Genomic DNA, 20697 nt, shown 5'->3' on the forward strand with positions numbered 1-20697 from the left:
TTCACTCACTTTCACATGCGAATCGGACAATACCGCACGACGGACGAACAGACACCGTGGGCCGGCGTCGCCACCGACGACGGCGTCGTCGACCTCGCCGAGGCCGGCGCCGCCGCCGGCGTCCACGTACCGAGCCGGACCAGCGACCTCCTCGCCGACTGGGAGTGGCGCCGGAAGGTCGACCTCGCGGTCGAACACGCCGCGGAGACGGGCGTCGGCGTCCGCGACCCGGCCGACCTCGACCGCGCCGCCCCCGTCGACGACCCGCGGAAGGTCGTCTGCGTCGGGCTGAACTACCGCGACCACGCCGAGGAGGGCGACAACGAGATCCCGGACGAGCCCGTCCTCTTCTCAAAGTTCCCGACCTCGGTCGTCGGCCCCGACGACCCGGTCCGCTGGGACCCCGAGTACACCGAGAAGGTCGACTACGAGGCCGAGCTGGTCGCCGTGATCGGCGAGCGCGCCCGCCGCGTCGACCCCGAGGACGCCCTCGACCACGTCGCCGGCTTCACCGTCGGCAACGACGTGTCCGCGCGCGACCTCCAGCACGGCGACGGCCAGTGGGTCCGGGGCAAGAGCCTCGACACGTTCGCGCCGACCGGCCCCGACCTCGTCACGACCGACGAGGTGGGCGACCCCCACGACCTCGACATTTTCGCCGAGATCAACGGCGAGCGCCTCCAGGAGTCCTCGACCGACCACCTGATCTTCGGCGTCGACGAGCTGATCTCGTTCTGTAGTCAGGCGTTCACGCTCGAACCGGGAGACCTCGTCTTCACCGGCACGCCGCCCGGCGTCGGCGTCTACCGCGAGCCCCCGGTGCTGCTCGGCGACGGCGATTCGGTCACCATCGGCGTCGAGGGCGTCGGCGAGCTCACGACCGAGTTCGTGACGGAGTAGGTCCGTCGCGCCGTCGGAATCTGAGAGCGGTTCCTGCTGTCGAGGCTCCGTTGATGCCTTAGTTCCAGAATCATATTCATTGGAAACATTTGAGGTACGAGAAAACATTTATTGGTAAAATATATTTCTGAACCGTGTCAGATTCGTTTCCGACCGGCGCGGTCCCGATAGCAATACTCGCTGGGCTGCTGTGGATCGTCGACCCGGTGTGGCTGTTCTCTCTGCTCGAACCGGCTACCGGAGACGCGCCGCTCGGAATCGGAATGCTGTTCGCCGTATTCTTCGGACGTGGTGGCAGGAACGTTCTGGTATTGGTCCTCACCGTCAGTATCCTCTGGAGGGTCTTTCGCGACCCCAGATCGCTGCGTGAGTTCGATCGGACGATCCAGGTCGCCGCCGTCAGCGGCGCGGCTTTCGTGTTTTTAGCCTCGCCCGTCACCGACGTCCTCTACAATTTCTTTCCGCGGGAAGAGACCCCTCTGATCTCCCGTTCCGTACTCGTCGCCGGATCTATCTGCGCGGCTGTCACGATCGGAAGCGTTCTGCTCGGCAAGTTATCCTCTGCCCGCTCCCGAACCGGGTCGGACCAGTGAGCGGTTCGTGCGTTACGTATCAGTAATCGCTACTGCCCATACTAAACGGCTTACTCCGCCAGCCCGAACACGTCCCGCGGGTTCTCGTACACGACGGTCCGGATGTCGTCGACGTCGATCCCGTAGCGGTATAGTTCGAACATCGCGCGCTTCACCGCGTACGGGTCCGTGCGCAGCACGTTCGCGGTGTCGGTGTCGATCATGATCCGCTCGGGCCCGTACTCGTCGATGGCGTTGGCCACGTCGGCGGCGTCGACGCCGACGAGCCACGAGTGCCCGATGGTGTAGCTCAGGTAGCAGTCCGTCTCGGTCATCAGGTACTCCGTGTTGTTCGCGTCCGCGTGCGAGGCGACGACGCGCTCCTCGGCGAGGCCGGCGTCGTGCGCGGCCGCGACGTCTCGCTTCACCGCCTCCAGCGCCGGGTTCTCGCCGTCGAGGACCGGCTCCGTCCCGAGGCCGGCGTTCTTCTCGTAGCCGGGCGTCACGCCGAGGTCGTCGCGGTACTCCCGTTTCGCGTCGGGCGTCGTGTTCGGCGTGTGGAGCAGCACGGGCAGGTCGTGGTCGGCGGCCAGCGCCATCTGCGCCTCGACGACCGCCTGCTGTTCGTCGAGGTTCCAGCGCTCGACGTGCTGGCTCGGGGTCACGCCGGTCTCACCGACGGCGACGACCTCGTCGAGCGCGCAGTAGTCGTCCATCGCGTCGAGCAGCTCGTCCGGGTTCTCGATCCGGACGCCGGTGTGGACGCCGAGGCTCAGCTTCGCCTCGAAGAAGTGGTTGCGCTCGATGGCGCGGCGGCGGTTGATCGCGTCGTCCCAGAGGAACCGGATGTCGCTCGCCTCCACGGGCTTGTAGGGCGTCCAGTGGTAGCCCGAGGACACCATCACCATCGAGCGACAGCCGGCGAGCGCGTACCGCTCGCGGTCCTCCCACGAGAGCGTGTGCGCGTGGTTGTGCGGGTCGATCCACGGAAGGTTCAGCAGTTCCGTCGGGAGGTCGGCCGCCGACTCGTCGAGGTGGTCGGCGTCGGTCGGGCGGACGGTGGCGTGCGGCGCGGTCATGCCCACACCGTCGTCCCCCGGCCACTTAGCATTTTACAGGTTGGTAAAACTTTATTGTCCCTCCGACGGACACACGGATATGACACTGTTGATCGGGACAGACTCCGGCCTGTACCGGACCGACGAGGTCCCCTTCGAGCGCGGCGACCTCGACCCCGTCCTCGACTGCGGGGTCGTCACGGCGGTGAAGTCGTGGGACCACACCGAGGGCGTGTTCGTCGCCTCCTCGACGGGCGCGTACCGCTCGCTGGACGGCGGGGAGACGTGGACCGACCTCGAAGTGCCGCTCGGCGACCGGTTCTGGCACGCCGGGACCAGCGAGGTGTGGTCGATCCTCGCGACCGCGGACGGCGCGCTGTACGCCGGCACCAACGACCCGTACGTCTTCCGCTCGGTCGACGGCGGGGAGACGTGGACCGAGCAGAAGGGGTTCCGCGAGCTGCCCTCCCGCGGGCACTGGGAGTCGCCGATCGACCCGCACTACGCCCGCCTCCGCGCGCTGGAGGCGGTGCCCGGGCGCCCCGAGCACCTGATCGCGGGCGTCGAGGCCGGCGGGATCCACGTCAGCCGCGACGGCGGCCGGACGTGGACGGACCACCGGGACGCCATCGTCGACGACGTCCACCAGGTCCTCCCGATCTCCGAGGACGTGTGGCTGGCCGCGACCGGCTACCTCGACCACGACTTAGAGAACCTCGGGCTCGGCCACGCCGTGGGGGAGGGCGGCCTGTGGCGGACGACCGACGCCGGCGAGTCGTGGGATCGCCTCGACGTCGGCAGCGACTTCTCGTACATCCGCCGCGTGTTCGTCCACGACGGCCGGGTGATCTTCTGCGGCGGCGAGGAGGCGCCGCCCGCGTGGGTGAACGACGACCACGAGGTCGCGCTGTTCGAGTCGACCAACTTCGGCCGCGACTTCGAGCGCGTCGACTTCCCCGGCGAGCCCCACGAGATCATCGAGACGTGGGCCGTCCACGACGGCGACGTGGTCTGCGGCTCCGGGCTCTTCGACGTGCCCGACGAGCGCGACGACGTGGAGGGCCGGATCATGCGGCGCCTCGACGGCGAGGGCGACGAGGGGCCGACCTACGAGACGGTCGGCCGCGTCGACGCGAACGTCAGCCGGATCGAGGTGGTCTGAATGGCGGACGAATCTGAATCCCGGTCCGAGGCCGACGGCGGATCCGGCCGCGACGCGCCGTCGCTACTCGGCCGCTCGCTGTACGGCGGCGTCCTCGCGTACATGGCCGTCGACGGGTTCAGGAACAACGACAAGCGGGTCGCCGTCGCCGAGGAGAAGGGCGTCCCGATGCCCGACGTGCTGGTCCCGTTCGTCACCGGGATGCTGCTGGTCGCCAACCTCGGCATCGTCCTCTGGCGGCTCCCGCGGGCGGCCGCGGGCGCGCTCGTCGTCTTCTTCCTCGGGACGACGCCCGCCATCCACGACTTCTGGACGATGGAGGGCAAAGAGCGGCAGGGCAACAAGATCAACTTCCTGAAGAACCTCGCGCTGCTCGGCGGCGCCCTCGTCTTCCTCGACGCCGCGAGCGGGAGCGACGAGGCGAGCGCCCCCTCGACCGAGTCCGACGAGACGTGACCGGTCCCGTATTTCGGGTAACCGGCCCCGAATTTCGGGTCCGTCCGGCGTCGACGCTCCGGATCGGGGATGTCTGACGCAGTTCTTAAGTGAGAGCGGCGAGGACCCTACCGTAATTCCCCGAACGGGCGTCGAGCGCACGGATCGAACGGCGTCGCGAAACGACCGCGGTGTTCGGGTCAACCACACACGGACTGGAGGTCAGGATGGGACTGCTCACGAATCTCAGAGACAGCATATCGCGGGTCACGGACGGCCTGTTCGCGGCCGACGAGCCCAAGCGGATCGGGATCTACGGACCGCCGAACGCCGGCAAAACGACCCTCGCAAACCGGATCGCACGCGACTGGACGGGTGACGCCGTCGGGCCCGAGAGCCACATCCCCCACGAGACTCGCCGGGCCCGCCGGAAGGAGAACGTGGAGATCGAGCGCAACGGGCGCAAGGTCACCATCGACATCGTCGACACCCCCGGGGTGACGACGAAGGTCGACTACAAGGAGTTCCTCGACCACGACATGGAGAAGGACGACGCCGTCCGCCGGTCGCGCGAGGCGACCGAGGGCGTCGCGGAGGCGATGCACTGGCTCCGCGAGGACGTCGACGGCGTCATCTACGTGCTCGACTCCACCACCGACCCGTTCACGCAGGTGAACACGATGCTGATCGGGATCATCGAGTCGCAGGACCTGCCGGCGCTCATCCTCGCGAACAAGACGGACCTGGAGGGGTCGGACGTCCAGCAGATCGCGAACGCCTTCCCGCAACACGAGACGATTCCGCTGTCCGCGCTGGAGGGCGACAACATGGACGAAGTGTACACCAAGATCGCGGAGTACTTCGGCTAATGGCCGGTCCGAAAGCTAACGTCGACGCCGCGGACGACCCGGACGACGGCGACGACGGCGTCCGGATCGACATGATAAGCGGCGCGCGGATGGAGGGGCTCACCGGGATGGAGAAGATCCGGCTCATCCTCGACGGCGTCCGCGACGGCAACATCGTCATCCTCGAGGAGGGGCTCTCCCCGGACGAGGAGTCGAAGCTCATCGAGGTGACGATGACCGAGATCAGCCCCGACGACTTCACCGGCATCGAGATAGAGACGTACCCGAAGGCCGAGGCGGGCGACCAGAGCTTCCTCGACAAGCTGATGGGCCGCGAGTCCACGCAGAAGCTCACCGTCATCGGCCCGGCGAACCGCATCGAGACCCTCCACAAAGACGAGAACCTCATCAGCACGCTCGTCTCCCGCAAGTAGATGCCACATCAGTGTACCTCCTGCGGGCGGACGTTCCCCGACGGTTCCAAGGAGATGCTGTCGGGCTGTCCCGACTGCGGCGGGAACAAGTTCCAGTTCAAGCCCGCCGGAGCCGCGTCCGACGCCGGCGCCGACGAGGGCGGCCGGGCGTCCGAGTCCGCGCCCGACCCGTCCGACCGGACGGCTCCGAGCCCGGACGACTCGCCAGCGGCGACGCCCGACGAGCCCGCGGCCGACCGCCGTCCCACCGAGCCCGCGGACGCGGCGCCGAGCGACGCCTCCGCGAGCGCTGACGCCCCGGGCGAGTCCGACGGCACCGAACAGATCGCGGACCGGAGCGACGAGGACACCGCGCAGGCGAGCGCCCGCTCGGAGGTGGTGTCGCCGGACGAACTCGACCGCGCGAGCCGCGACGTCGAGCCCGCGGAGACGCCGGCGGCGGAGGAGCCCCAGCCCGGCATCGACGCCCTCCGCGACGAACTGAACGACCAGTTCGAGAGCATCCGCATCGTCAGCCCCGGACAGTACGAGCTCAACCTGATGGAGCTGTACGACAGACAGGAGTACATCATCTCCCTCCAGGAGGACGGCCGGTACGTCATCGAGATGCCCGACGCGTGGGGCATCCAGGACGAGTAGCGACCTCCCCGCCCCGCCCCCGCAGTCCCCGCCCCCGCAGTCCCGGACCCTGACCCCACGGCCCCCGACTCCCCGCTTCCGACTCCCCGGTCCCTCGGTTCCGCAGTCCCTCGGTTCCGCGGTCCCCGCGCCGCGTTCCGCGACCGCTCCCCCAGTCGCTCGACGCCGTCCGGATTTCCGGTGATCGTTCGTTTCGCTTTCCCGGCGTCTCTCCCGTCCTTTCGTGCGGTTCTGCGATTCGGGCGACCCTTGTCGAAGAGGATACTGTTATCCGGCTTCCTCCGCTACGCAGTGGCATGTTTACCGATCGCCGCCGACCGGGCCGGGACTCCGGCTCCGGTTCGGATCGCGCCGTCCCGCTCGCCCGCCGCCGACCGCACCCCCGACACCGAGCGCCTCGCGCTCCCGACGAGGTAGCCGCATGCGCGTAGTCGCGAAGTTCGGCGGCACGAGCCTCGGGAGCGGCGACCGGATCGAGCGCGCGGCCGACTCGGTCGCGAGCGCGGTCGCCGCCGGCCACGAGATCGCGGTCGTCGCGAGCGCGATGGGGTCGACCACCGACGACCTCCTCGACGACATCACCTTCGAGACGGACGACGCCGACCGCGCCGAGATCGTCTCGATGGGCGAGCGCACCAGCGTCCGGATGCTGAAGGCGGCGCTGTCGGTCCGCGACGTCGACGCCGTCTTCCTCGAACCCGGCCATCCTGACTGGCCGGTCATCACGGACGAGCTCGGCGAGGTCGACGTGGCGGAGACGAAGAAGCGCGCGCGGAAGGTCGCCGCCGACATGGACGGCGTCGTCCCGATCATCACCGGGTTCCTCGCCGAGGACCACGACGGCAACGTCACCACGCTCGGGCGCGGCGGGTCGGACACGACCGCGGTGATGCTCGGCAACTACATGGACGCCGACGAGGTCGTGATCGTCACCGACGTGGAGGGCGTGATGACGGGCGACCCGCGCGTCGTCGAGGGCGCGCGCAACGTCGGGCAGATCACCGTCGACGAGCTGCGAAACCTCTCGTTCCGCGGGGCCGAGGTCGTCGCGCCCTCCGCGCTCTCGTACAAGGACGAGGACCTCGCCGTCCGGGTCGTCCACTACCAGCACGGCGACCTCCTCCGCGGGGGCACCCGGATCGAGGGCGAGTTCGAGAGCCTGATCGACATGCGCGAGGAGCCGCTCGCGTGTCTCACCATCGCCGGACGGGCGATCCGCAACCGACCCGGGATCCTCTCGGAGCTGGCGAACGCGCTCCGCGCCGAGGAGATCAACATCGACGCGGTCGCCTCCGGCATGGACTCGGTCACCTTCTACGTCGACGTCGAGGTCGCTGAGACCGCCGAGGCGCTGCTCCACGAGGCGGTCGTCACCGACGAGGCGCTCTCCTCGGTCACCGTCGCCGACCCCATCGCCGTGATCCGCGTCACGGGCGGCGAGCTCCCCAACCAATCCGGCGTCATCCAGGACATCATCGCGCCCATCGCGGACGCCGGGATCAACATCATCGACCTGATCACCAGCGCCACCTCCGTCGCGGTGTTCGTCGACTGGGACGACCGCGAGGAGGCGCTCGAAATCGTCCAACAGCGGTTCGACTGACCGGAGCGATCCGGCCCGACCTCCCCGGCCTTCAGCCGCTCTCCTCCGGATCGAACCGGTACCGCGTCGTCGTCGCGCCGTCGATCCGCGGTCCCGAGCCGACCGCCTCGAACCCGAGCGCCTCGGCCGCGTCGGCCGCGGTCCCGTCGGCCGGCAGGACGGCCTCGACGGTCATCCCCTCCCGGGTCGCGAACCCCACCGGCTCCTCGAACAGGCGCTCGACCGGGTCGGGGGCGCCCTCGACGTTCGTCACGTGGACGACGCCGTCCCGCACGTCGAACGCGACGAACCCCGCGACCGCGTCGACCGCGGTGTCGTCGCCGGCGTCCGCGTCGGCGGCCGGGTCGGCCCCGTCGGTCACGCCGATGCGGACCGACCGGTCGTGGATCATGTCGCGGACGACGCCCTCGGGGCGCCCCGTCATCGACGCGAGGGCCGCGGCGTCGGCCTCGACCCCGTCGCGAACTCGCATACCTCCGCACTCTCCCCCGGCGACATAAAATCGCCGCCCGGTCGCCGCGGACCGGATGATTTTAACGACCGGCGCGCCCAGTGGCACGCATGAACAAATCGACCCAGATCGTGGTTGGTACGGTCGGCGTCTCGGCCGTCCTCTCGGTGCTCATCGTCCTCTCGTACGTCTTCGCCTGATGTTCTCGTCCCGGTCGCTCGACGACGACCTCGCGGCGGTCCGCGACCGGTACGCGCCCGGGTCGCCCGTCCTCGACGTCGACGCCGACTTCGAGACGCTCCCGCCGGCGGCCGCGGAGGACCTCGGGCTCTTCGTCGACGGCCTCGACCCCGCCTCCTACCCGACCGAGTGGCTCCCGGACTCGGTCCCGGACCTGCTCCGGAAGCACACCGGGCCGGCGTTCACCGTCGGACTGCCCGGCGACGGCACGGTCGTCCGGACGACCCAGACCGACCCGCCGGCCGTCCTCGTCAAGCGCCGCGCGGAGGGGACGCCGGACGACTTCCTCGCGTTCCTGATCGCCGAGCGGCTGGTTCAGATCGGTCGCGAGCCGGCGCCGGGCGCGGTCCGCGGCGACGCCTCGAACGGCGGCGACCCGGCCGGCCTCCCCGAGTCGTTCCTGCCCTTCTTCGGCGAGCGCTACCGCGACCTCGACGCCGCGATCCGCCGCCCGGACCCGGAGACCGGCGAGTCGACGACCGGGTTCGGTCCGACCGACGTCTTCCAGGTCGCGAACGCGCTGTTCGACGCGTGGGTCGGGCTCCACACCCGCGACGCGTTCGCGTCGTGGGCCGACGAGTATCCCCGGCTGTTCGGCGCGTGGGTCGACGCGGGCGACCGGCTCTCCGGGCGGCTCGGTGACCTCTCCGGCGAGGTGGCGCGCGGCGACACCGACTTCCCGGCCGCGACGGAGTACGCCTGCTCGGCGGTCAAACACGACCTCGACCTGCCGGCGCCGTACGGCGCGCTCGACACGACCGCCTACCGGGAACGCGGGGCGCCCTACGCGGTCGCGTGGGCGGAGAAGACGTTCGCCGCGCTCGTCGACGACGAGGAGTAACGGGGCGCCCGCTCGCGGCGAAACCGCCGTTCAGACGTCGACGACGACGTTGCCGTCGCCGTCGAGGTCGATGACGCCGTCGAACAGGTCGCGGAACCGGTCGAGGGTCGCGACCTCGTGGACCTCCTCGGAGAGGTGGAAGATGCCGACCGCGTCGTGTTCGTCGAGCAGGTCGAGGATCTCGGCGGCCGCCTCGTACACTGCGTCGTCGTCGGCGTAGTAGGCCATCTCGGTGAGCGAGTCGACGGAGACGCGCCGCTTCCCCTCGTTCTCCGTGAGGAACCGCTCGACGCGGTCGACGACGCCGTCGAGGTCGTCCGGCGCGGAGACGTAGTAGACGTCGTCGGACGTGCGGCGCGAGTACCCGCGCTCGACGGAGAGGGTGTCGAGGATGGTCGCCTTCGTCTCGTCGACGTCGTAGTACTCCAGCTTCTGTTCGACCTCCCGCGCCGTCGTCCGCGTCGAGACGACGAGGAACGCGTCGGTGTCGGTCTTCAGGAAGTCCGTGTCGATCCGGTCCGTCTCGCCGATGCTCGGGTGGACGAGGAGCAGTCCGGTCCCGCCCGGTATCGCCTCCGGCCCGTTCTCGATGGCGAGGGAGTAGTCCATGGGATCGGAACTCGCCGGACCGACTTAACGGTGCGGGCCGGGGCATCTCAGACCGTCCGACCCCGGCGTGTCGCTCGGTCCGCGTCTGACGGACGTCGCGGTCGCCCACGCTCTCCCCCTTCGTTTCGTTTGGAGGTTCTGATAGGCACGGGTCGGCCCGCTGCCTGCCCGCGAGCCGACGCCCTCGGTCTCGCCGGTCGGTTTTTTTGCCCCGCCCGCCGTCGGTGCGGTCGATGCCCCGGCACGACTCCGCGCGCGACGTCTACCGGCAGGCGCTCCCGGTGATAGCCGTCAGCCTGATCGCCGGGCTGTTCGCGGGGACGATACTCGCCTCCGAGACCATGCGCGCGAACATTGCGGAGGTGCCCGGACTCCTCCTGCTTCTGCCGGCGTTCCTCGCGACCCGCGGCGGGGTGTACGGCTCGCTCGGCGCTCGGCTCTCGACCGGGCTCCACCAGGGGATCATCGAGCCGCGGTTCCGCCTGGACCGCCGGCTCACCAACGCCGTCGTCGCCTCCTTCCTCAACGGGATGACCGTCTCCGTGTTCATCGCGGTCGTCACCTACGCGACGCTCGTCCTGTTCGGCGACGGCGGGAGCCTCTTCCAGTTGCTCGGCGTGATGGTCGTCGCCGGCTTCCTCTCCGCCGTCCTCATGATCACCGTGCTCATCGCGGTCATCTTCGTCGGCTACCGCCGCGGGCTCGACCCCGACAACGTCATCGGGCCGGTCGTCACGACGCTCGGCGACGTGTTCGGGGTGTTCTTCCTCCTCGTCGGGGTGGCCGTCGTGGGGGCCGTCTCGTGACCGAGCCGCAGTCGACCGTCGTCGACGAGTGGTCGGTCCGGCGGATCGTCCGGACGATGATCCCGCTTTTGGCCGCGCTGTCGGTGCTCCAACTCGTCTCCGGCACCGTGCTGGAGACCTACGAGGCGGTCCTCCTCCGGTACCCGGCCCTGCTCGTCCTCGTCCCCGTCCAGATCGGGACGGCCGGCAACCTCGCGTCGATCACCTGCTCGCGGCTCACGACGCAGCTGTACCTCGGGACCTACGAGCCCAGCCCGTCGAACCCCGCGCTCCGGGCGAACGCGGGCGCGGTGTTCGCGCTCGCGGCGACCGTCTTCGGCGCCGTCGGCGTCGCCGCCTGGGCCATCGGGCTCGCGCTCGGGGGGTCGCTCGCGCTCGGCCGGGTGCTACTGATCTCGCTGGTCTCCGGCATGGCGCTCGCCGCGCTCGTCGTCGCCGCCAGCGTCGCCGCCGTCGAGGCGTCCTACCGGATCGGACTCAACCCCGACGACACGACGATTCCGGTGGTGACGAACCTCTGTGACGTCGCCGGCGTGTTGATCCTCTTCGCGGTCGTCTCGGTCGTGCTGTGAGGCGGTCGCGGACCGGTCGCGGCGCGCCGGACCGCGGCGGGGCGACCGCTCTCAGAACACGCTGTCGGCGGTCGCGGCGCCGACGACGCTGAACACGGCGCCGACGGCGACGGCCTTCGCGGTCGTCGCGACCACCGCGCCGTCGCCGATCCCGCCCTCGACGAGGAACGTTTCGGGCGCGTCGAAGATCAGCGCGAGCAGGAGGACGGAGCCGAACGCGACCGTCATCAGCGAGACGAACCGCGTCGGGATCCCGACGAGGTCCGGCTCCTCGTCCACGTCGCGGCCGGTGTCGGCCCGGTACAGCGCGGCGTAGCCGATCAGCCCCACGAGCACGGCGGTCACGGCGGCCTGGATCCAGTTCATCCCCGCGGCGAGCTCCCACACCTCCGCGGTGACGACGAACGGCCCCGCGAGCAGGAAGCCACCGACCGACTGCTGGGCCATGTCGGCCACCCGGAAGTGCGGGCGGCGGAGCGCTCGCGGTCGCTTCATACCCACGACCGGGACCGGAGTCGGTAAAACACCGCCGTTTTTCACCGTTCTCCACGTCCGGCCGGTATGAGCGTTCGCGAGGAGTTCGACGAGTGGGCGGCCGCGGGGAAGGACCGCGGCATGGAGGACCGGCACTGGCACACCGCGAAACACGTCCTGGCGCGGATGCCGGTCGAGGACGGCGACGCGGTCCTCGATCTGGGCACCGGCTCCGGCTACGCGCTCCGCGCGCTCCGCGAGCGGGGCATCGGCCGCGGGTACGGCCTCGACGGCGCCCCCGAGATGGCGAACAACGCCCGCGGGTACACGGACGACGGCGCGGTCGGCTACCTCGTCGGCGACTTCGACGAGCTCCCCTTCGCCGACGACTCGCTGGACCACGTCTTCTCGATGGAGGCGTTCTACTACGCGAGCGACCCGGTCCACACCCTCGAAGAGGTCCGGCGCGTGCTCCGGCCGGGCGGCACCTTCTACTGCGCGGTCAACTACTTCGAAGAGAGCGAGACGACCCACGCGTGGCAGGAGAACATCTCGGTCGAGATGACGCTGTGGTCGCGCGACGAGTACCGCGAGGCGTTCCGCGAGGCCGGGCTGTACGTCGCCGAGCAGGACGCGATCCCCGACCGCGAGACCGAGATCCCCGACGCCTCCGAGTTCCCGACGGAGGGGTACGAGTCGCGCGAGGCGATGATCGATCGGTATCGGACGTGGGGGACGCTGTTGACGGTCGGCGTCGCTCCCTGAATCGGACTTCGGAGGCGTCGATCCCCGGGAGACCGACGGGCGTCGTCCGCTGAGTACGGTGGCGGTGTCTCCGGGCGGCCAGTACAGTTTTTTGCTAGCGCACGTCAGCGACTCGTATGTTAAGGCCCCGCTACCATCGGTTCGCAGCGTTCGGCCTCGGTGTCGGAACGGGGGGAGCGTTGCTCTGGCTCGGAATCGACGTCCTGCTTTCGAGCGCGGTCGCGGTCGCGCTCGCTGTGAGCGTCGCGTTCCAGTTTCGAACCAACCGCGAGTTTCCCGACAGGTGGACCGGAAGCGGATGGAGGAACGACCGGTGGACTCTCCTTTCGTTGGCCGTGACCAACTTCGCCGCGCTCGTCGGCGTCCGATGGCTTCCGCTCCCAAACGGGTACGGCGCTGCGGTCTCGTTTCTGATCATCTTCGTCGGGGTCTCCGCTTACCTGGGCGGACTGCTCGCAGCGAAGGAGCGCGGCCCGTTCGACGATGAGCGTTCCGTCGGGAACACGGGCGTTCCCGAGGGCGACTAACGGTCGTCGGGGTTCCGGTCTTCTCCCGACACGCACGCTCTCGGCACACGGCATCGCACTCTTCCGACGGTTTAAATCGCGTCGGAGACCAGAGTCCGATAATGGAACCGAGTTCGCTCTCCGGGCTCCCCGCCGGCGTCGGCGAGGCGCTCGAAGCGGAGGGCGTCGCGGAGCTGTACCCGCCCCAGGAGGCGGCCGTCGACGCGGGCGTCACCGACGGCGAGAGCCTCGTCGCGGCGGTCCCGACCGCGTCCGGGAAGACCCTGATCGCCGAGCTCGCGATGCTCTCCTCCATCGAGCGCGGCGGGAAGGCGCTGTACATCGTCCCGCTGCGCGCGCTCGCCAGCGAGAAGAAGGCGGAGTTCGAGCGCTGGGAGGACCACGGCGTCACGGTCGGCGTCTCCACGGGCAACTACGACTCCGACGGCGAGTGGCTCGCGAGCCGGGACGTCATCGTCGCCACCTCGGAGAAGGTGGACTCGCTGATCCGCAACGGCGCGCCGTGGATCGACGACCTCACCTGCGTCGTCAGCGACGAGGTCCACCTCGTCGACGACTCCCACCGCGGCCCCACGCTCGAAGTCACCCTCGCGAAGCTCCGCAAGGTGAACCCGGGCCTCCAGACGGTCGCGCTCTCCGCGACCGTCGGCAACGCCGACGTCATCGCCGACTGGCTCGACGCCGAGCTGGTCGAGTCCGACTGGCGGCCCATCGAGCTCCGCACCGGCGTCCACTTCGGTAACGCGATCAACTTCGACGACGGGAGCCAGCGCGAGGTGCCCGTCGAGCGCGGCGAGGACCAGACCGCGAGGCTCGTCGCCGACGCCTTAGACACCGAGGAGGACGGGCAGGGCGGCTCCTCGCTCGTCTTCGTCAACTCCCGGCGCAACGCCGAGTCGGCGGCCCGGAAGCTCGGCGAGGTCACCGGCTCCAGGCTCACCGGCGAGGAGCGCGACCGGCTCCGCGAACTCGCCGAGGAGATCCGCGGGGTCTCCGACACGGACACCTCCGAGGACCTCGCCGACGCGGTCAAGCGGGGGTCCGCGTTCCACCACGCCGGCCTCGCGAGCGAGCACCGGAGCCTGATCGAGGACGCGTTCCGCGACCGCCTGATCAAGTGCGTCTCCGCGACGCCGACGCTCGCCGCCGGCGTCAACACGCCCGCCCGCCGGGTGATCGTCCGCGACTGGCGCCGCTACGACGGCGAGTTCGGCGGCATGAAACCCCTCGACGTCCTCGAAGTCCACCAGATGTGCGGGCGGGCAGGTCGCCCCGGCCTCGACCCATACGGCGAGGCGGTGCTGCTCGCGAACAGCGCCGACACCCGCGAGGAGCTGTTCGACCGGTACGTCTGGGCCGAGGCCGAGCCGGTCCGCTCGAAGCTGGCGGCCGAACCCGCGCTCCGCACGCACGTCCTCGCGACGGTCGCGTCCGGCTTCGCCGCCACCCGAGACGGGCTGCTCTCCTTCCTCGATAACACCCTCTACGCGACCCAGACCGACGACGAGGGGCGCCTCGCCGCGGTCACCGACACCGTCCTCGACTACCTCGAAGTGAACGGCTTCGTCGAGCGCGACCGCGACGGCGGGAGCGAGGGCCTCGCCGCGACCGGTATCGGCCACACGGTCTCGCGGCTCTACCTCGACCCGATGAGCGCGGCCGAGATACTCGACGGGCTCCGCACCGTCGCGGACGGCGACGACGAGGGGGCCGCCGGCGACTTCGTCCCCGCCGACGGCGCCGGCCCCGGGCCCGACGCGGACGCCGACGACGCCGCCCCCGGGCCCGACGCGGACGCCGACGACGCCGGGTTCACGACCTACACGCGGGCGAACGGCGACGGGGACGACCGCGACGCCGCGGCGGCGGCGTCGGACGGCGACGACGCCCCCGAGGTCACCCCGCTCGGCCTCTATCACCTCGTCAGCCGGACGCCGGACACCTACCAGCTGTACCTCAAGTCCGGCGACCGCGAGGAGTACACGGAGGTCTGTTACGAGCGCGAGGCGGAGCTGCTCGGCGACACCCCCTCCGAGTACGAGGACGTGCGGTTCGAGGACTGGCTCGCCGCGCTGAAGACGGGCCGCCTCCTGGAGGACTGGGCGAACGAGGTCGACGAGGACCGGATCGCGGAGCGGTACGGCGTCGGGCCGGGCGACATCCGCGGGAAGGTCGACACCGCGGAGTGGCTCCTGCGCGCCGCCGAGACGCTCGCGCGCGACGTGGAGGGCATCGACGGTGACGTGGTCGTTCAGGTGCGCGAGGCCCGAAAGCGGCTGGAGTACGGCGTCCGCGAGGAGCTGCTCGACCTCGCCGGCGTCCGCAACGTCGGCCGCAAGCGGGCCCGCCGCCTCTACGAGGCCGGCATCGAGAGCCGCGCGGACCTCCGCGAGGCGGACAAGGCCGTCGTCCTCGGCGCGCTCCGCGGCCGCGAGCGCACCGCCGAGCGCATCCTGGAGAACGCCGGCCGCGAGGACCCCTCGCTCGACGGCGTCGACCCCGACAGCTCGGCCTCCGCGGCGGCGACCGCGGGCGCGGACGCCGACGGCGACGGCGACGGGCAGGCGAGCCTGGGTGACTTCGGATGACGGCGCCCGCGGTCGACGCCGACGGAGAGCCGTCGCCGGCCCCCGCGGTCCGCCTCGTCGCCGGGACGTTCGCGGTCGACGACCTCGACGCGTTCCTCGCCGACCTCGACGAGGTCGCCGCGGAGACCGGCGCGGTCGTCCAGGCATTCGACGCCGACCTGGTCGTCTCCGGGACGCAGCTCCGCGAGGCGGCGCGGCTCGCCGCCCGGGCGATCGCCCGCGGCGAGGCGGTCGCGCGCGACCCCGGCGTCGAGGTCCTGCTGTACGCGGCGGGGCGCCGACAGATCGACCGCGCCCTCGACCTCGGCGTCGCGGAGGGCGAGCGCCGAGCCGTCGTCCTCGTCGCGGACTTCGGCGACGTGCCCGGCGCGGACCGTCCGCCGGCGGACCTCGACCGGGCGGTGGAGGCGGTCCGGGGACTCGCGCTCGACTCGGCCGAGCTCGCCGAGGGGGACGCGCCTCCGACCGGATTCGACGAGGACCGCGTCCGCGAGTTCTACGGCGTCACCGACCGCGAGCTCGCCGCGACGAACGGCGGCCTCGCCGACGCCGTCCGCGAGCGCGTCGCGCTGCTGGACGTGGAGAAGTGACCGCGGACGCTCCGCCGCCACCCCTTCGTTTCGACTGGAGACCGCGGGACGGCGGCGCCGCTCGGTTCTAGGCGAAGCGAGACGCGGAAAAAGTAGTCCATCCTGGATTCGAACCAGGGTCGTTGCCCCCAGAAGGCAACAGGATTGGCCACTACCCCAATGGACTCCGTACCCTCCGATAGCCAGTACGTCTTTGTAAGCGTTGCGCGTTGCGGCCGCCGTGCGATCGGTTGACGGGACGGCTTCCCGGCGGGGCGCGGTCGGGTGGGAAGCGAGAAGCCGCGTCGGGACCGAGCTCCTCCCGCCGGATCGCGTTCGTGGACATACCGACGCGCTTTACAGGGCCGAATCCGCACGACCCTGTATGTACGTCGGACGATTCGTCGTCGTCGCGCCCGGCATCGGCGGCTACCGCGTCTCCTCGCGCTCGTTCCCGAACCGTCGCGTCCGCGACCGCGGCGGGACGCTCACCGTCGGGCCGACGCCGGACGCGCCCGAGACCGACAACCCGTACGTCTCGTACAACTGCGCGCGGGCGGTCGAGGCCCCGACCGGGGAGCCGCTCGCGGCCCTCGGCAACGGCTCGCACGTCGACCCGATCGCGGAGAAGCTGGCGCGCGGCTACCCCGCCCGCGACGCGCTCGCGTCGGCGCTGCTCGCGCTCGACTACGAGAAGGACGACTACGACACGCCCCGCGTCGCCGGCGTCGTCGGCGCCGACGCGGCGACGATCGGCACCGTCCGCCGCGACGCGCTGCTCGTCGAGGCGGTCGAGGAGCCGACCGTCGTCGCGACCTACGAGACGGACGCCCCCGAGCCGTACGACCTGACGGCGACCGACGCGGCGTCGGTCGCGACCGAACTGCTCGGCGCCGACCTCGAACACCCGGTCTGCGCCGCGGGCGCGACCGTCGACGGCGACGGCGTCTCGCTCGCGTTCGACAACGACGGCGACTGATCGTCCCCGCCCGAGAATATCGACCGCCGACCGCCTTTCCGCCTCCCGACGCCTTTTGCCTCCCCCGTCCGAGTGACGGGCATGGAGCCGATCACCGCCGCCGACTACCACGACCTCGCGGTCCCGTCCGACCCCCGCGTCTCGCCGGACGGCGACCGCGTCGCCTTCGTGCGCCGACAGCCGAACGGCGACGACAGCTACGAGACGACCGTGTACCTCGTCGACGCCGCGGGCGAGGGCGACCCGCGCCGCCTCACCATCTCGGAGGGCTCGGACGCCGAACCGCGCTGGAGCCCCTCCGGCGACCGGATCGCGTTCACCTCCACCCGCGGCGCCGACGACGACCGCCAGCAGCTGTGGGTCCTCCCGCTCGACGGGGGCGAGGCCCGCCGCGTCACCGACGTGGTCGGCGGCGTCTCGCAGATCGCGTGGTCGCCGGACGGCGAGCGGATCGCGTTCGTCCAGTCCGTGACGGCCGACGACCGCGAGGCCGACCGCGACCTCGCGGTGCCGGACGACTACGAGCCCGAGGAACACCCCGACCCGCGCGTCATCGACCGGACGGTGTACCGGGCCGCGGAGCGCTACTTCGACGGCCGACGCCCCGGCGTGTACGTCGTCGACGCCGACGCCTCGGTGGGCGGCGTCACCGACCCGGACCCGGCCGACTCGGGCGCCGTCGAGCGCGTCACCGACCGCGACGCCGACTTCGCGGCGCCGTCGTGGGGCGACGCCGACACGCTGTACTACACCGAGGCGGTCGGCGACGACCCCGACGACTCCGTCGAGATCGCGATCCGCGCCCACGACCTCCAGAGCGGCGAGTCCGAGGTAGTCCACACGACGACCGGCTGGGGCGCCGACCTCGCGGCGACCGCCGACCGCCGCGTCGCCTTCACGCACGCGGAGCCGGAGCAGGTCTCGATGCAGCCGACCGACCTCCGCGTCCTCGACGCCGAGTCGGGCGCCGTCACCGACCTCACCGGCGGCATCGACCGCGGGCTCGCCCGCGACGCGGCGCCGCAGTGGGGCCCGGACGACGAGACGCTGTACTTCGCTACGCCCGACGAGGGGAAGACGGCGCTGTGGCACGTCCCCGCCGACGGGAGCGCCGAGCCCGAGCGCCTGCTCCGGCCCGGCACCGTGTCGGGCGCGACGGTCGGCGGCGACGCGGGCGCCGGCTCCGAGTCGGTGACCGTCGCCTACGCCGCCAGCGAGTGGGACCACCCCGGCGACGCGTTCGCGTACGACGCCGCCGCGGACGAGACGACGCGGCTGACGGAGCTGAACGCCGACTACCTCGCCGAGCGGGCGGTCGGCGAGCCGGAGGAGGTCCGCTTCGAGTCCGACGGCGTCGAGATCCAGGGGTGGCTGCTGACGCCGCCCGAGCCCGCCGACGCCGACGAGCCGTACCCGCTCGCGGTGGAGATCCACGGCGGGCCGCACGCGATGTGGTCGACCTCGGGGACGATGTGGCACGAGTTCCAGACGCTCGCCGCCCGCGGCTACGCCGTCTTCTGGTCGAACCCGCGCGGCTCGACCGGCTACGGCGAGGAATTCATGCAAGCGATCGAGCGCGACTGGGGCGCGGTCACCCTCGACGACGTGATGGCGGGCGTCGAGACGGTCGCCGATCGCCCCGAGATCGACGCCTCGAACGCCTTCGTCACCGGCGGCTCCTTCGGCGGGTTCATGGCCTCGTGGGCGGTCGGGCAGACCGACTACTTCAGCGCGGCCGTCGCCCAGCGCGGCGTCTACGACCTCACCGGCTTCTACGGCTCGACCGACGCCGCCTACAAGCTCGTCGAGGGCGACTTCGACACGGTGCCCTCCGAGGAGCCGCAGTGGCTCTGGGAGCAGTCGCCGACCGGCCACGCCGACGCGGTCGACACGCCCACGCTCCTGATCCACTCCGAGGACGACACGCGGACCCCGATCTGTACGGCGGAGCTGTACCATCGGATCCTCCGCAAGAACGGCGTCGACACGCGGTTCGTCAGGTACCCCCGCGAGGGCCACGAGCTCTCGCGGTCGGGCGAGCCGGCGCACGTCGTCGACCGCATCGAGCGGATCGCCCGCTGGTTCGACGGCTACTCCGAGCACCACGACGCCGAGCGCGCCCTCGACCGCCCCGAGGACGACGGGCTGAGCGCCGGCGGGGACGGCGAGGAGAACGGGGACGAATCGTAACCGGGGCGCGCCCGCGGCGCCCGGTCAGCGCTCGTCGGGGTCGAACGCGTCGATGGCGTCGTGAACGTCGGCGACCCACTCGTCGAGCGCGTCGTGGAGGCGGCGCTTCGCCTCCGGGACCGGGATCGCGGTGTACTGGTAGACGTAGCCGCCGGAGTCGAGCAGCCGGCGGCGGCGCTCGACGAGCCCCTTCTCGCGTAAGGTCGACAGCGACCGGTTCACGTTCGACCGGTCGCGGTCGAGCGCGTCGGCGAGCTCCGAGACGGTGCTGCCCGGGTACTCCAACAGCGCGAGGTACGCGCGGCTCTCGTGGTCGCGCACGCCGAAGACGCAGGAGAGGACGTGTTCGAACGACGGAGAGGTGTCGCCGACGAGGTCCTCTATCTCGGGGTCGCTCATGTCACTCGTTCCGCGCGGGGCGGTGTTAAAGCTCCGTCATCGCCGCGCGGCGCGGTCACTCCTCGGCCGCGTAGCCCATCTGGTCGATGCAGCCCCGCATCCCGGACTCGTCCGCGTGCCGGTGGAGGTTCGTCGGCGTGTCGCAGTGGTACGTCTCCCCGTCGTACCGCAGCGCGACCTCGTGGTTGGCGCCGGCGACCTCCACGTCGACGAGGATCCGCCGGCCGTCGTTGAGCGCGTCGATGAGTTCGTCGGCGGACAGCTCGCCCGCCTCGACTCGGAGTACCTCGCTCATGGGCGTGATTCGGCGGTCGGCGAGTTAAAGCCGACCGATCACGTCGTCGTCGAGTCCGGGCCGCCCTCCTCGGCGGGCGGCTCGACGCCCTCGGCGGCCGCGACGTCCTCGGTCCGCTTCTCCGCCTCGACGTGCCAGCGGTCGATCTCGGCCTCGTACTCGTCGAGGACCGCGGACACCTCGTCTTTCAGCTCGTCGTCGTTGACGTTCACCTCGAAGACGAACGTCTCGCCGTCCTCGGCGCGGGCGACCTCCTGGATGTTGGCGCTGACGAGCTCGTTGTCGAAGTAGTACGGCGCCATCTGGGTCATCACGTTGCGGTAGACGGCGTCCTCGACCTTCCGGAGCGCCTTCCGGCTGGCGGAGTCGGCCGCGCGGGCGACGTGTTCAATCGACTCGCCCCAGCTCTCGCGGGCGCTCTCCGTGTCGTTCTCCTCGACCTTCTCGTAGGACTCCGTGAGCTTCTCGCCGGCCGTCTGGAGGTCGTCGCCCGGCGACTGCCCCGCGCGCTCGCCCTCGCCCTCGTCGACGGACGCCTGCGCCGCCGTCTTCTCCGAGACGTCCTCGTCGATCCGCTCGTGGGTCTTGGGACGCCACTCGTCGAACTCGTAGTAGGCGTCGCCGTCGACGCCGACCTCTCGGAGCGCGAGGGCGATCCGCTCGCCGTGTTCGACGACGTCGCCCCAGTCGCCGCGCACTTTGAAGCCGGAGATGCTCTCTTCCATCGGTTGCCACCGTTAC

General features: G+C 70.8%; 24 protein-coding genes. 17 read left to right on the top strand and 7 right to left on the bottom strand.

What is annotated here, in order from left to right:
* Positions 1 to 15: 15 nt before the first annotated feature.
* Both EXE44_RS08315 and EXE44_RS08320 read left to right on the top strand, forming a co-directional pair.
* Positions 16 to 900 (top strand): fumarylacetoacetate hydrolase family protein, encoded by an 885-nt coding sequence (locus EXE44_RS08315; protein ID WP_137716764.1) that lies wholly within the window; start codon positions 16 to 18, stop codon positions 898 to 900.
* Between the two features lie 134 nt (positions 901 to 1034).
* The gene (locus EXE44_RS08320) at positions 1035 to 1493 is read left to right on the top strand and encodes a hypothetical protein (protein ID WP_137716765.1); all 459 of its coding nucleotides are present in this window, start codon (positions 1035 to 1037) and stop codon (positions 1491 to 1493) included.
* A 50-nt stretch (positions 1494 to 1543) separates the two neighbouring features.
* On the opposite strand, the gene EXE44_RS08325 is transcribed toward EXE44_RS08320, so the two are convergent.
* On the bottom strand, positions 1544 to 2551 hold the full coding sequence (locus EXE44_RS08325) for a TatD family hydrolase (RefSeq protein WP_137716766.1): 1008 nt from the start codon (positions 2549 to 2551) through the stop codon (positions 1544 to 1546).
* 79 nt (positions 2552 to 2630) lie between these two features.
* Between EXE44_RS08325 and EXE44_RS08330 the strand changes: the two genes are divergently transcribed.
* From EXE44_RS08330 to EXE44_RS08355, 6 genes are all read left to right on the top strand, one after another.
* Positions 2631 to 3692 carry a sialidase family protein gene (locus tag EXE44_RS08330; RefSeq protein WP_137716767.1) on the top strand — a complete coding sequence of 354 codons (1062 nt, stop codon included), beginning with the start codon at positions 2631 to 2633 and terminating at the stop codon, positions 3690 to 3692.
* Positions 3693 to 4148 (top strand): DoxX family protein, encoded by a 456-nt coding sequence (locus EXE44_RS08335; RefSeq protein WP_137716768.1) that lies wholly within the window; start codon positions 3693 to 3695, stop codon positions 4146 to 4148.
* Positions 4149 to 4354: 206 nt separating this feature from the next.
* Positions 4355 to 4996: an Era-like GTP-binding protein gene (locus EXE44_RS08340; protein WP_006114713.1), complete on the top strand. Its 642-nt coding sequence runs from the start codon at positions 4355 to 4357 to the stop codon at positions 4994 to 4996.
* Positions 4996 to 5409: a DUF2073 domain-containing protein gene (locus tag EXE44_RS08345; protein WP_121563371.1), complete on the top strand. Its 414-nt coding sequence runs from the start codon at positions 4996 to 4998 to the stop codon at positions 5407 to 5409. The genes EXE44_RS08340 and EXE44_RS08345 overlap by 1 nt, the downstream gene beginning before the upstream one ends.
* Positions 5410 to 6048 (top strand): Zn-ribbon containing protein, encoded by a 639-nt coding sequence (locus EXE44_RS08350; RefSeq protein WP_137716769.1) that lies wholly within the window; start codon positions 5410 to 5412, stop codon positions 6046 to 6048.
* 421 nt (positions 6049 to 6469) lie between these two features.
* Entirely contained in the window at positions 6470 to 7651 is a 1182-nt protein-coding gene (locus EXE44_RS08355; RefSeq protein WP_137716770.1) for an aspartate kinase, read from the top strand.
* A gap of 31 nt (positions 7652 to 7682) precedes the next feature.
* On the opposite strand, the gene EXE44_RS08360 is transcribed toward EXE44_RS08355, so the two are convergent.
* The gene (locus tag EXE44_RS08360) at positions 7683 to 8123 is read right to left on the bottom strand and encodes a hypothetical protein (protein ID WP_137716771.1); all 441 of its coding nucleotides are present in this window, start codon (positions 8121 to 8123) and stop codon (positions 7683 to 7685) included.
* A gap of 178 nt (positions 8124 to 8301) precedes the next feature.
* Here EXE44_RS08360 and EXE44_RS08365 point away from each other — a divergent pair, with 178 nt between their 5' ends.
* Positions 8302 to 9183 (top strand): hypothetical protein, encoded by an 882-nt coding sequence (locus tag EXE44_RS08365; RefSeq protein WP_137716772.1) that lies wholly within the window; start codon positions 8302 to 8304, stop codon positions 9181 to 9183.
* Between the two features lie 30 nt (positions 9184 to 9213).
* Here the strand turns inward: EXE44_RS08365 and EXE44_RS08370 are convergent, their stop codons facing one another.
* Positions 9214 to 9792 carry a hypothetical protein gene (locus EXE44_RS08370; RefSeq protein ID WP_137716773.1) on the bottom strand — a complete coding sequence of 193 codons (579 nt, stop codon included), beginning with the start codon at positions 9790 to 9792 and terminating at the stop codon, positions 9214 to 9216.
* 233 nt (positions 9793 to 10025) lie between these two features.
* Here EXE44_RS08370 and EXE44_RS08375 point away from each other — a divergent pair, with 233 nt between their 5' ends.
* Both EXE44_RS08375 and EXE44_RS08380 read left to right on the top strand, forming a co-directional pair.
* A complete protein-coding gene (locus EXE44_RS08375) occupies positions 10026 to 10598 on the top strand; it encodes a magnesium transporter (protein WP_137716774.1) in 573 nt (190 codons plus the stop codon).
* Positions 10595 to 11170, top strand: coding sequence for a magnesium transporter (locus tag EXE44_RS08380; RefSeq protein ID WP_137716775.1), 576 nt, complete (start codon positions 10595 to 10597; stop codon positions 11168 to 11170). Before EXE44_RS08375 ends, EXE44_RS08380 begins: the two co-directional genes overlap by 4 nt.
* A 51-nt stretch (positions 11171 to 11221) precedes the next feature.
* Here EXE44_RS08380 and EXE44_RS08385 read toward each other — a convergent pair whose 3' ends face one another.
* Positions 11222 to 11665 (bottom strand): DUF2391 domain-containing protein, encoded by a 444-nt coding sequence (locus EXE44_RS08385; RefSeq protein ID WP_137716776.1) that lies wholly within the window; start codon positions 11663 to 11665, stop codon positions 11222 to 11224.
* Positions 11666 to 11731: 66 nt separating this feature from the next.
* Between EXE44_RS08385 and EXE44_RS08390 the strand changes: the two genes are divergently transcribed.
* The 6 genes from EXE44_RS08390 (at position 11732) to EXE44_RS08420 (ending at position 19262) form a co-directional block, all read left to right on the top strand.
* Complete coding sequence (locus tag EXE44_RS08390; RefSeq protein ID WP_137716777.1) at positions 11732 to 12409, top strand: class I SAM-dependent methyltransferase; 678 nt, start codon at positions 11732 to 11734, stop codon at positions 12407 to 12409.
* A 116-nt stretch (positions 12410 to 12525) separates the two neighbouring features.
* Positions 12526 to 12936, top strand: a complete 411-nt coding sequence (locus EXE44_RS08395; protein ID WP_137716778.1) for a hypothetical protein — start codon at positions 12526 to 12528, stop codon at positions 12934 to 12936.
* A 101-nt stretch (positions 12937 to 13037) separates the two neighbouring features.
* Positions 13038 to 15524 carry an ATP-dependent DNA helicase gene (locus EXE44_RS08400; RefSeq protein WP_137716779.1) on the top strand — a complete coding sequence of 829 codons (2487 nt, stop codon included), beginning with the start codon at positions 13038 to 13040 and terminating at the stop codon, positions 15522 to 15524.
* Entirely contained in the window at positions 15521 to 16114 is a 594-nt protein-coding gene (gene cgi121, locus EXE44_RS08405) for a KEOPS complex subunit Cgi121 (protein WP_137716780.1), read from the top strand. Before EXE44_RS08400 ends, cgi121 begins: the two co-directional genes overlap by 4 nt.
* Before the next feature lie 364 nt (positions 16115 to 16478).
* Positions 16479 to 17072, top strand: a complete 594-nt coding sequence (locus tag EXE44_RS08415) for an IMP cyclohydrolase (protein ID WP_137716781.1) — start codon at positions 16479 to 16481, stop codon at positions 17070 to 17072.
* Between the two features lie 81 nt (positions 17073 to 17153).
* Positions 17154 to 19262, top strand: a complete 2109-nt coding sequence (locus EXE44_RS08420; protein ID WP_137716782.1) for a S9 family peptidase — start codon at positions 17154 to 17156, stop codon at positions 19260 to 19262.
* Positions 19263 to 19286: 24 nt separating this feature from the next.
* On the opposite strand, the gene EXE44_RS08425 is transcribed toward EXE44_RS08420, so the two are convergent.
* From EXE44_RS08425 to EXE44_RS08435, 3 genes are read right to left on the bottom strand one after another with little or no spacing between them, the layout of a single operon-like run.
* Positions 19287 to 19661, bottom strand: coding sequence for a helix-turn-helix domain-containing protein (locus tag EXE44_RS08425; RefSeq protein WP_121563359.1), 375 nt, complete (start codon positions 19659 to 19661; stop codon positions 19287 to 19289).
* 55 nt (positions 19662 to 19716) lie between these two features.
* On the bottom strand, positions 19717 to 19956 hold the full coding sequence (locus EXE44_RS08430; protein WP_121563358.1) for a hypothetical protein: 240 nt from the start codon (positions 19954 to 19956) through the stop codon (positions 19717 to 19719).
* A 38-nt stretch (positions 19957 to 19994) separates the two neighbouring features.
* Entirely contained in the window at positions 19995 to 20681 is a 687-nt protein-coding gene (locus EXE44_RS08435; protein WP_121563357.1) for a DUF5828 family protein, read from the bottom strand.
* Between the last annotated feature and the right edge of the window lie 16 nt (positions 20682 to 20697).

The sequence above is a fragment of the Halorubrum sp. SS7 genome (genome assembly GCF_005435055.1).
Lineage (GTDB): Archaea > Halobacteriota > Halobacteria > Halobacteriales > Haloferacaceae > Halorubrum > Halorubrum salinarum.

Bases quoted from the DNA above. Each gene is read 5' to 3' on its own strand.
- EXE44_RS08420 (WP_137716782.1), top strand. From the start codon at position 17,154: ATGGAGCCGATCACCGCCGCCGACTACCACGACCTCGCGGTCCCGTCC.
- EXE44_RS08385 (WP_137716776.1), bottom strand. From the start codon at position 11,665: ATGAAGCGACCGCGAGCGCTCCGCCGCCCGCACTTCCGGGTGGCCGAC.
- cgi121 (WP_137716780.1), top strand. From the start codon at position 15,521: ATGACGGCGCCCGCGGTCGACGCCGACGGAGAGCCGTCGCCGGCCCCC.
- EXE44_RS08315 (WP_137716764.1), top strand. From the start codon at position 16: ATGCGAATCGGACAATACCGCACGACGGACGAACAGACACCGTGGGCC.
- EXE44_RS08430 (WP_121563358.1), bottom strand. From the start codon at position 19,956: ATGAGCGAGGTACTCCGAGTCGAGGCGGGCGAGCTGTCCGCCGACGAA.
- EXE44_RS08365 (WP_137716772.1), top strand. From the start codon at position 8,302: ATGTTCTCGTCCCGGTCGCTCGACGACGACCTCGCGGCGGTCCGCGAC.
- EXE44_RS08335 (WP_137716768.1), top strand. From the start codon at position 3,693: ATGGCGGACGAATCTGAATCCCGGTCCGAGGCCGACGGCGGATCCGGC.
- EXE44_RS08325 (WP_137716766.1), bottom strand. From the start codon at position 2,551: ATGACCGCGCCGCACGCCACCGTCCGCCCGACCGACGCCGACCACCTC.
- EXE44_RS08360 (WP_137716771.1), bottom strand. From the start codon at position 8,123: ATGCGAGTTCGCGACGGGGTCGAGGCCGACGCCGCGGCCCTCGCGTCG.
- EXE44_RS08355 (WP_137716770.1), top strand. From the start codon at position 6,470: ATGCGCGTAGTCGCGAAGTTCGGCGGCACGAGCCTCGGGAGCGGCGAC.
- EXE44_RS08425 (WP_121563359.1), bottom strand. From the start codon at position 19,661: ATGAGCGACCCCGAGATAGAGGACCTCGTCGGCGACACCTCTCCGTCG.
- EXE44_RS08400 (WP_137716779.1), top strand. From the start codon at position 13,038: ATGGAACCGAGTTCGCTCTCCGGGCTCCCCGCCGGCGTCGGCGAGGCG.
- EXE44_RS08350 (WP_137716769.1), top strand. From the start codon at position 5,410: ATGCCACATCAGTGTACCTCCTGCGGGCGGACGTTCCCCGACGGTTCC.
- EXE44_RS08415 (WP_137716781.1), top strand. From the start codon at position 16,479: ATGTACGTCGGACGATTCGTCGTCGTCGCGCCCGGCATCGGCGGCTAC.
- EXE44_RS08340 (WP_006114713.1), top strand. From the start codon at position 4,355: ATGGGACTGCTCACGAATCTCAGAGACAGCATATCGCGGGTCACGGAC.
- EXE44_RS08435 (WP_121563357.1), bottom strand. From the start codon at position 20,681: ATGGAAGAGAGCATCTCCGGCTTCAAAGTGCGCGGCGACTGGGGCGAC.
- EXE44_RS08375 (WP_137716774.1), top strand. From the start codon at position 10,026: ATGCCCCGGCACGACTCCGCGCGCGACGTCTACCGGCAGGCGCTCCCG.
- EXE44_RS08395 (WP_137716778.1), top strand. From the start codon at position 12,526: ATGTTAAGGCCCCGCTACCATCGGTTCGCAGCGTTCGGCCTCGGTGTC.
- EXE44_RS08370 (WP_137716773.1), bottom strand. From the start codon at position 9,792: ATGGACTACTCCCTCGCCATCGAGAACGGGCCGGAGGCGATACCGGGC.
- EXE44_RS08345 (WP_121563371.1), top strand. From the start codon at position 4,996: ATGGCCGGTCCGAAAGCTAACGTCGACGCCGCGGACGACCCGGACGAC.
- EXE44_RS08330 (WP_137716767.1), top strand. From the start codon at position 2,631: ATGACACTGTTGATCGGGACAGACTCCGGCCTGTACCGGACCGACGAG.
- EXE44_RS08390 (WP_137716777.1), top strand. From the start codon at position 11,732: ATGAGCGTTCGCGAGGAGTTCGACGAGTGGGCGGCCGCGGGGAAGGAC.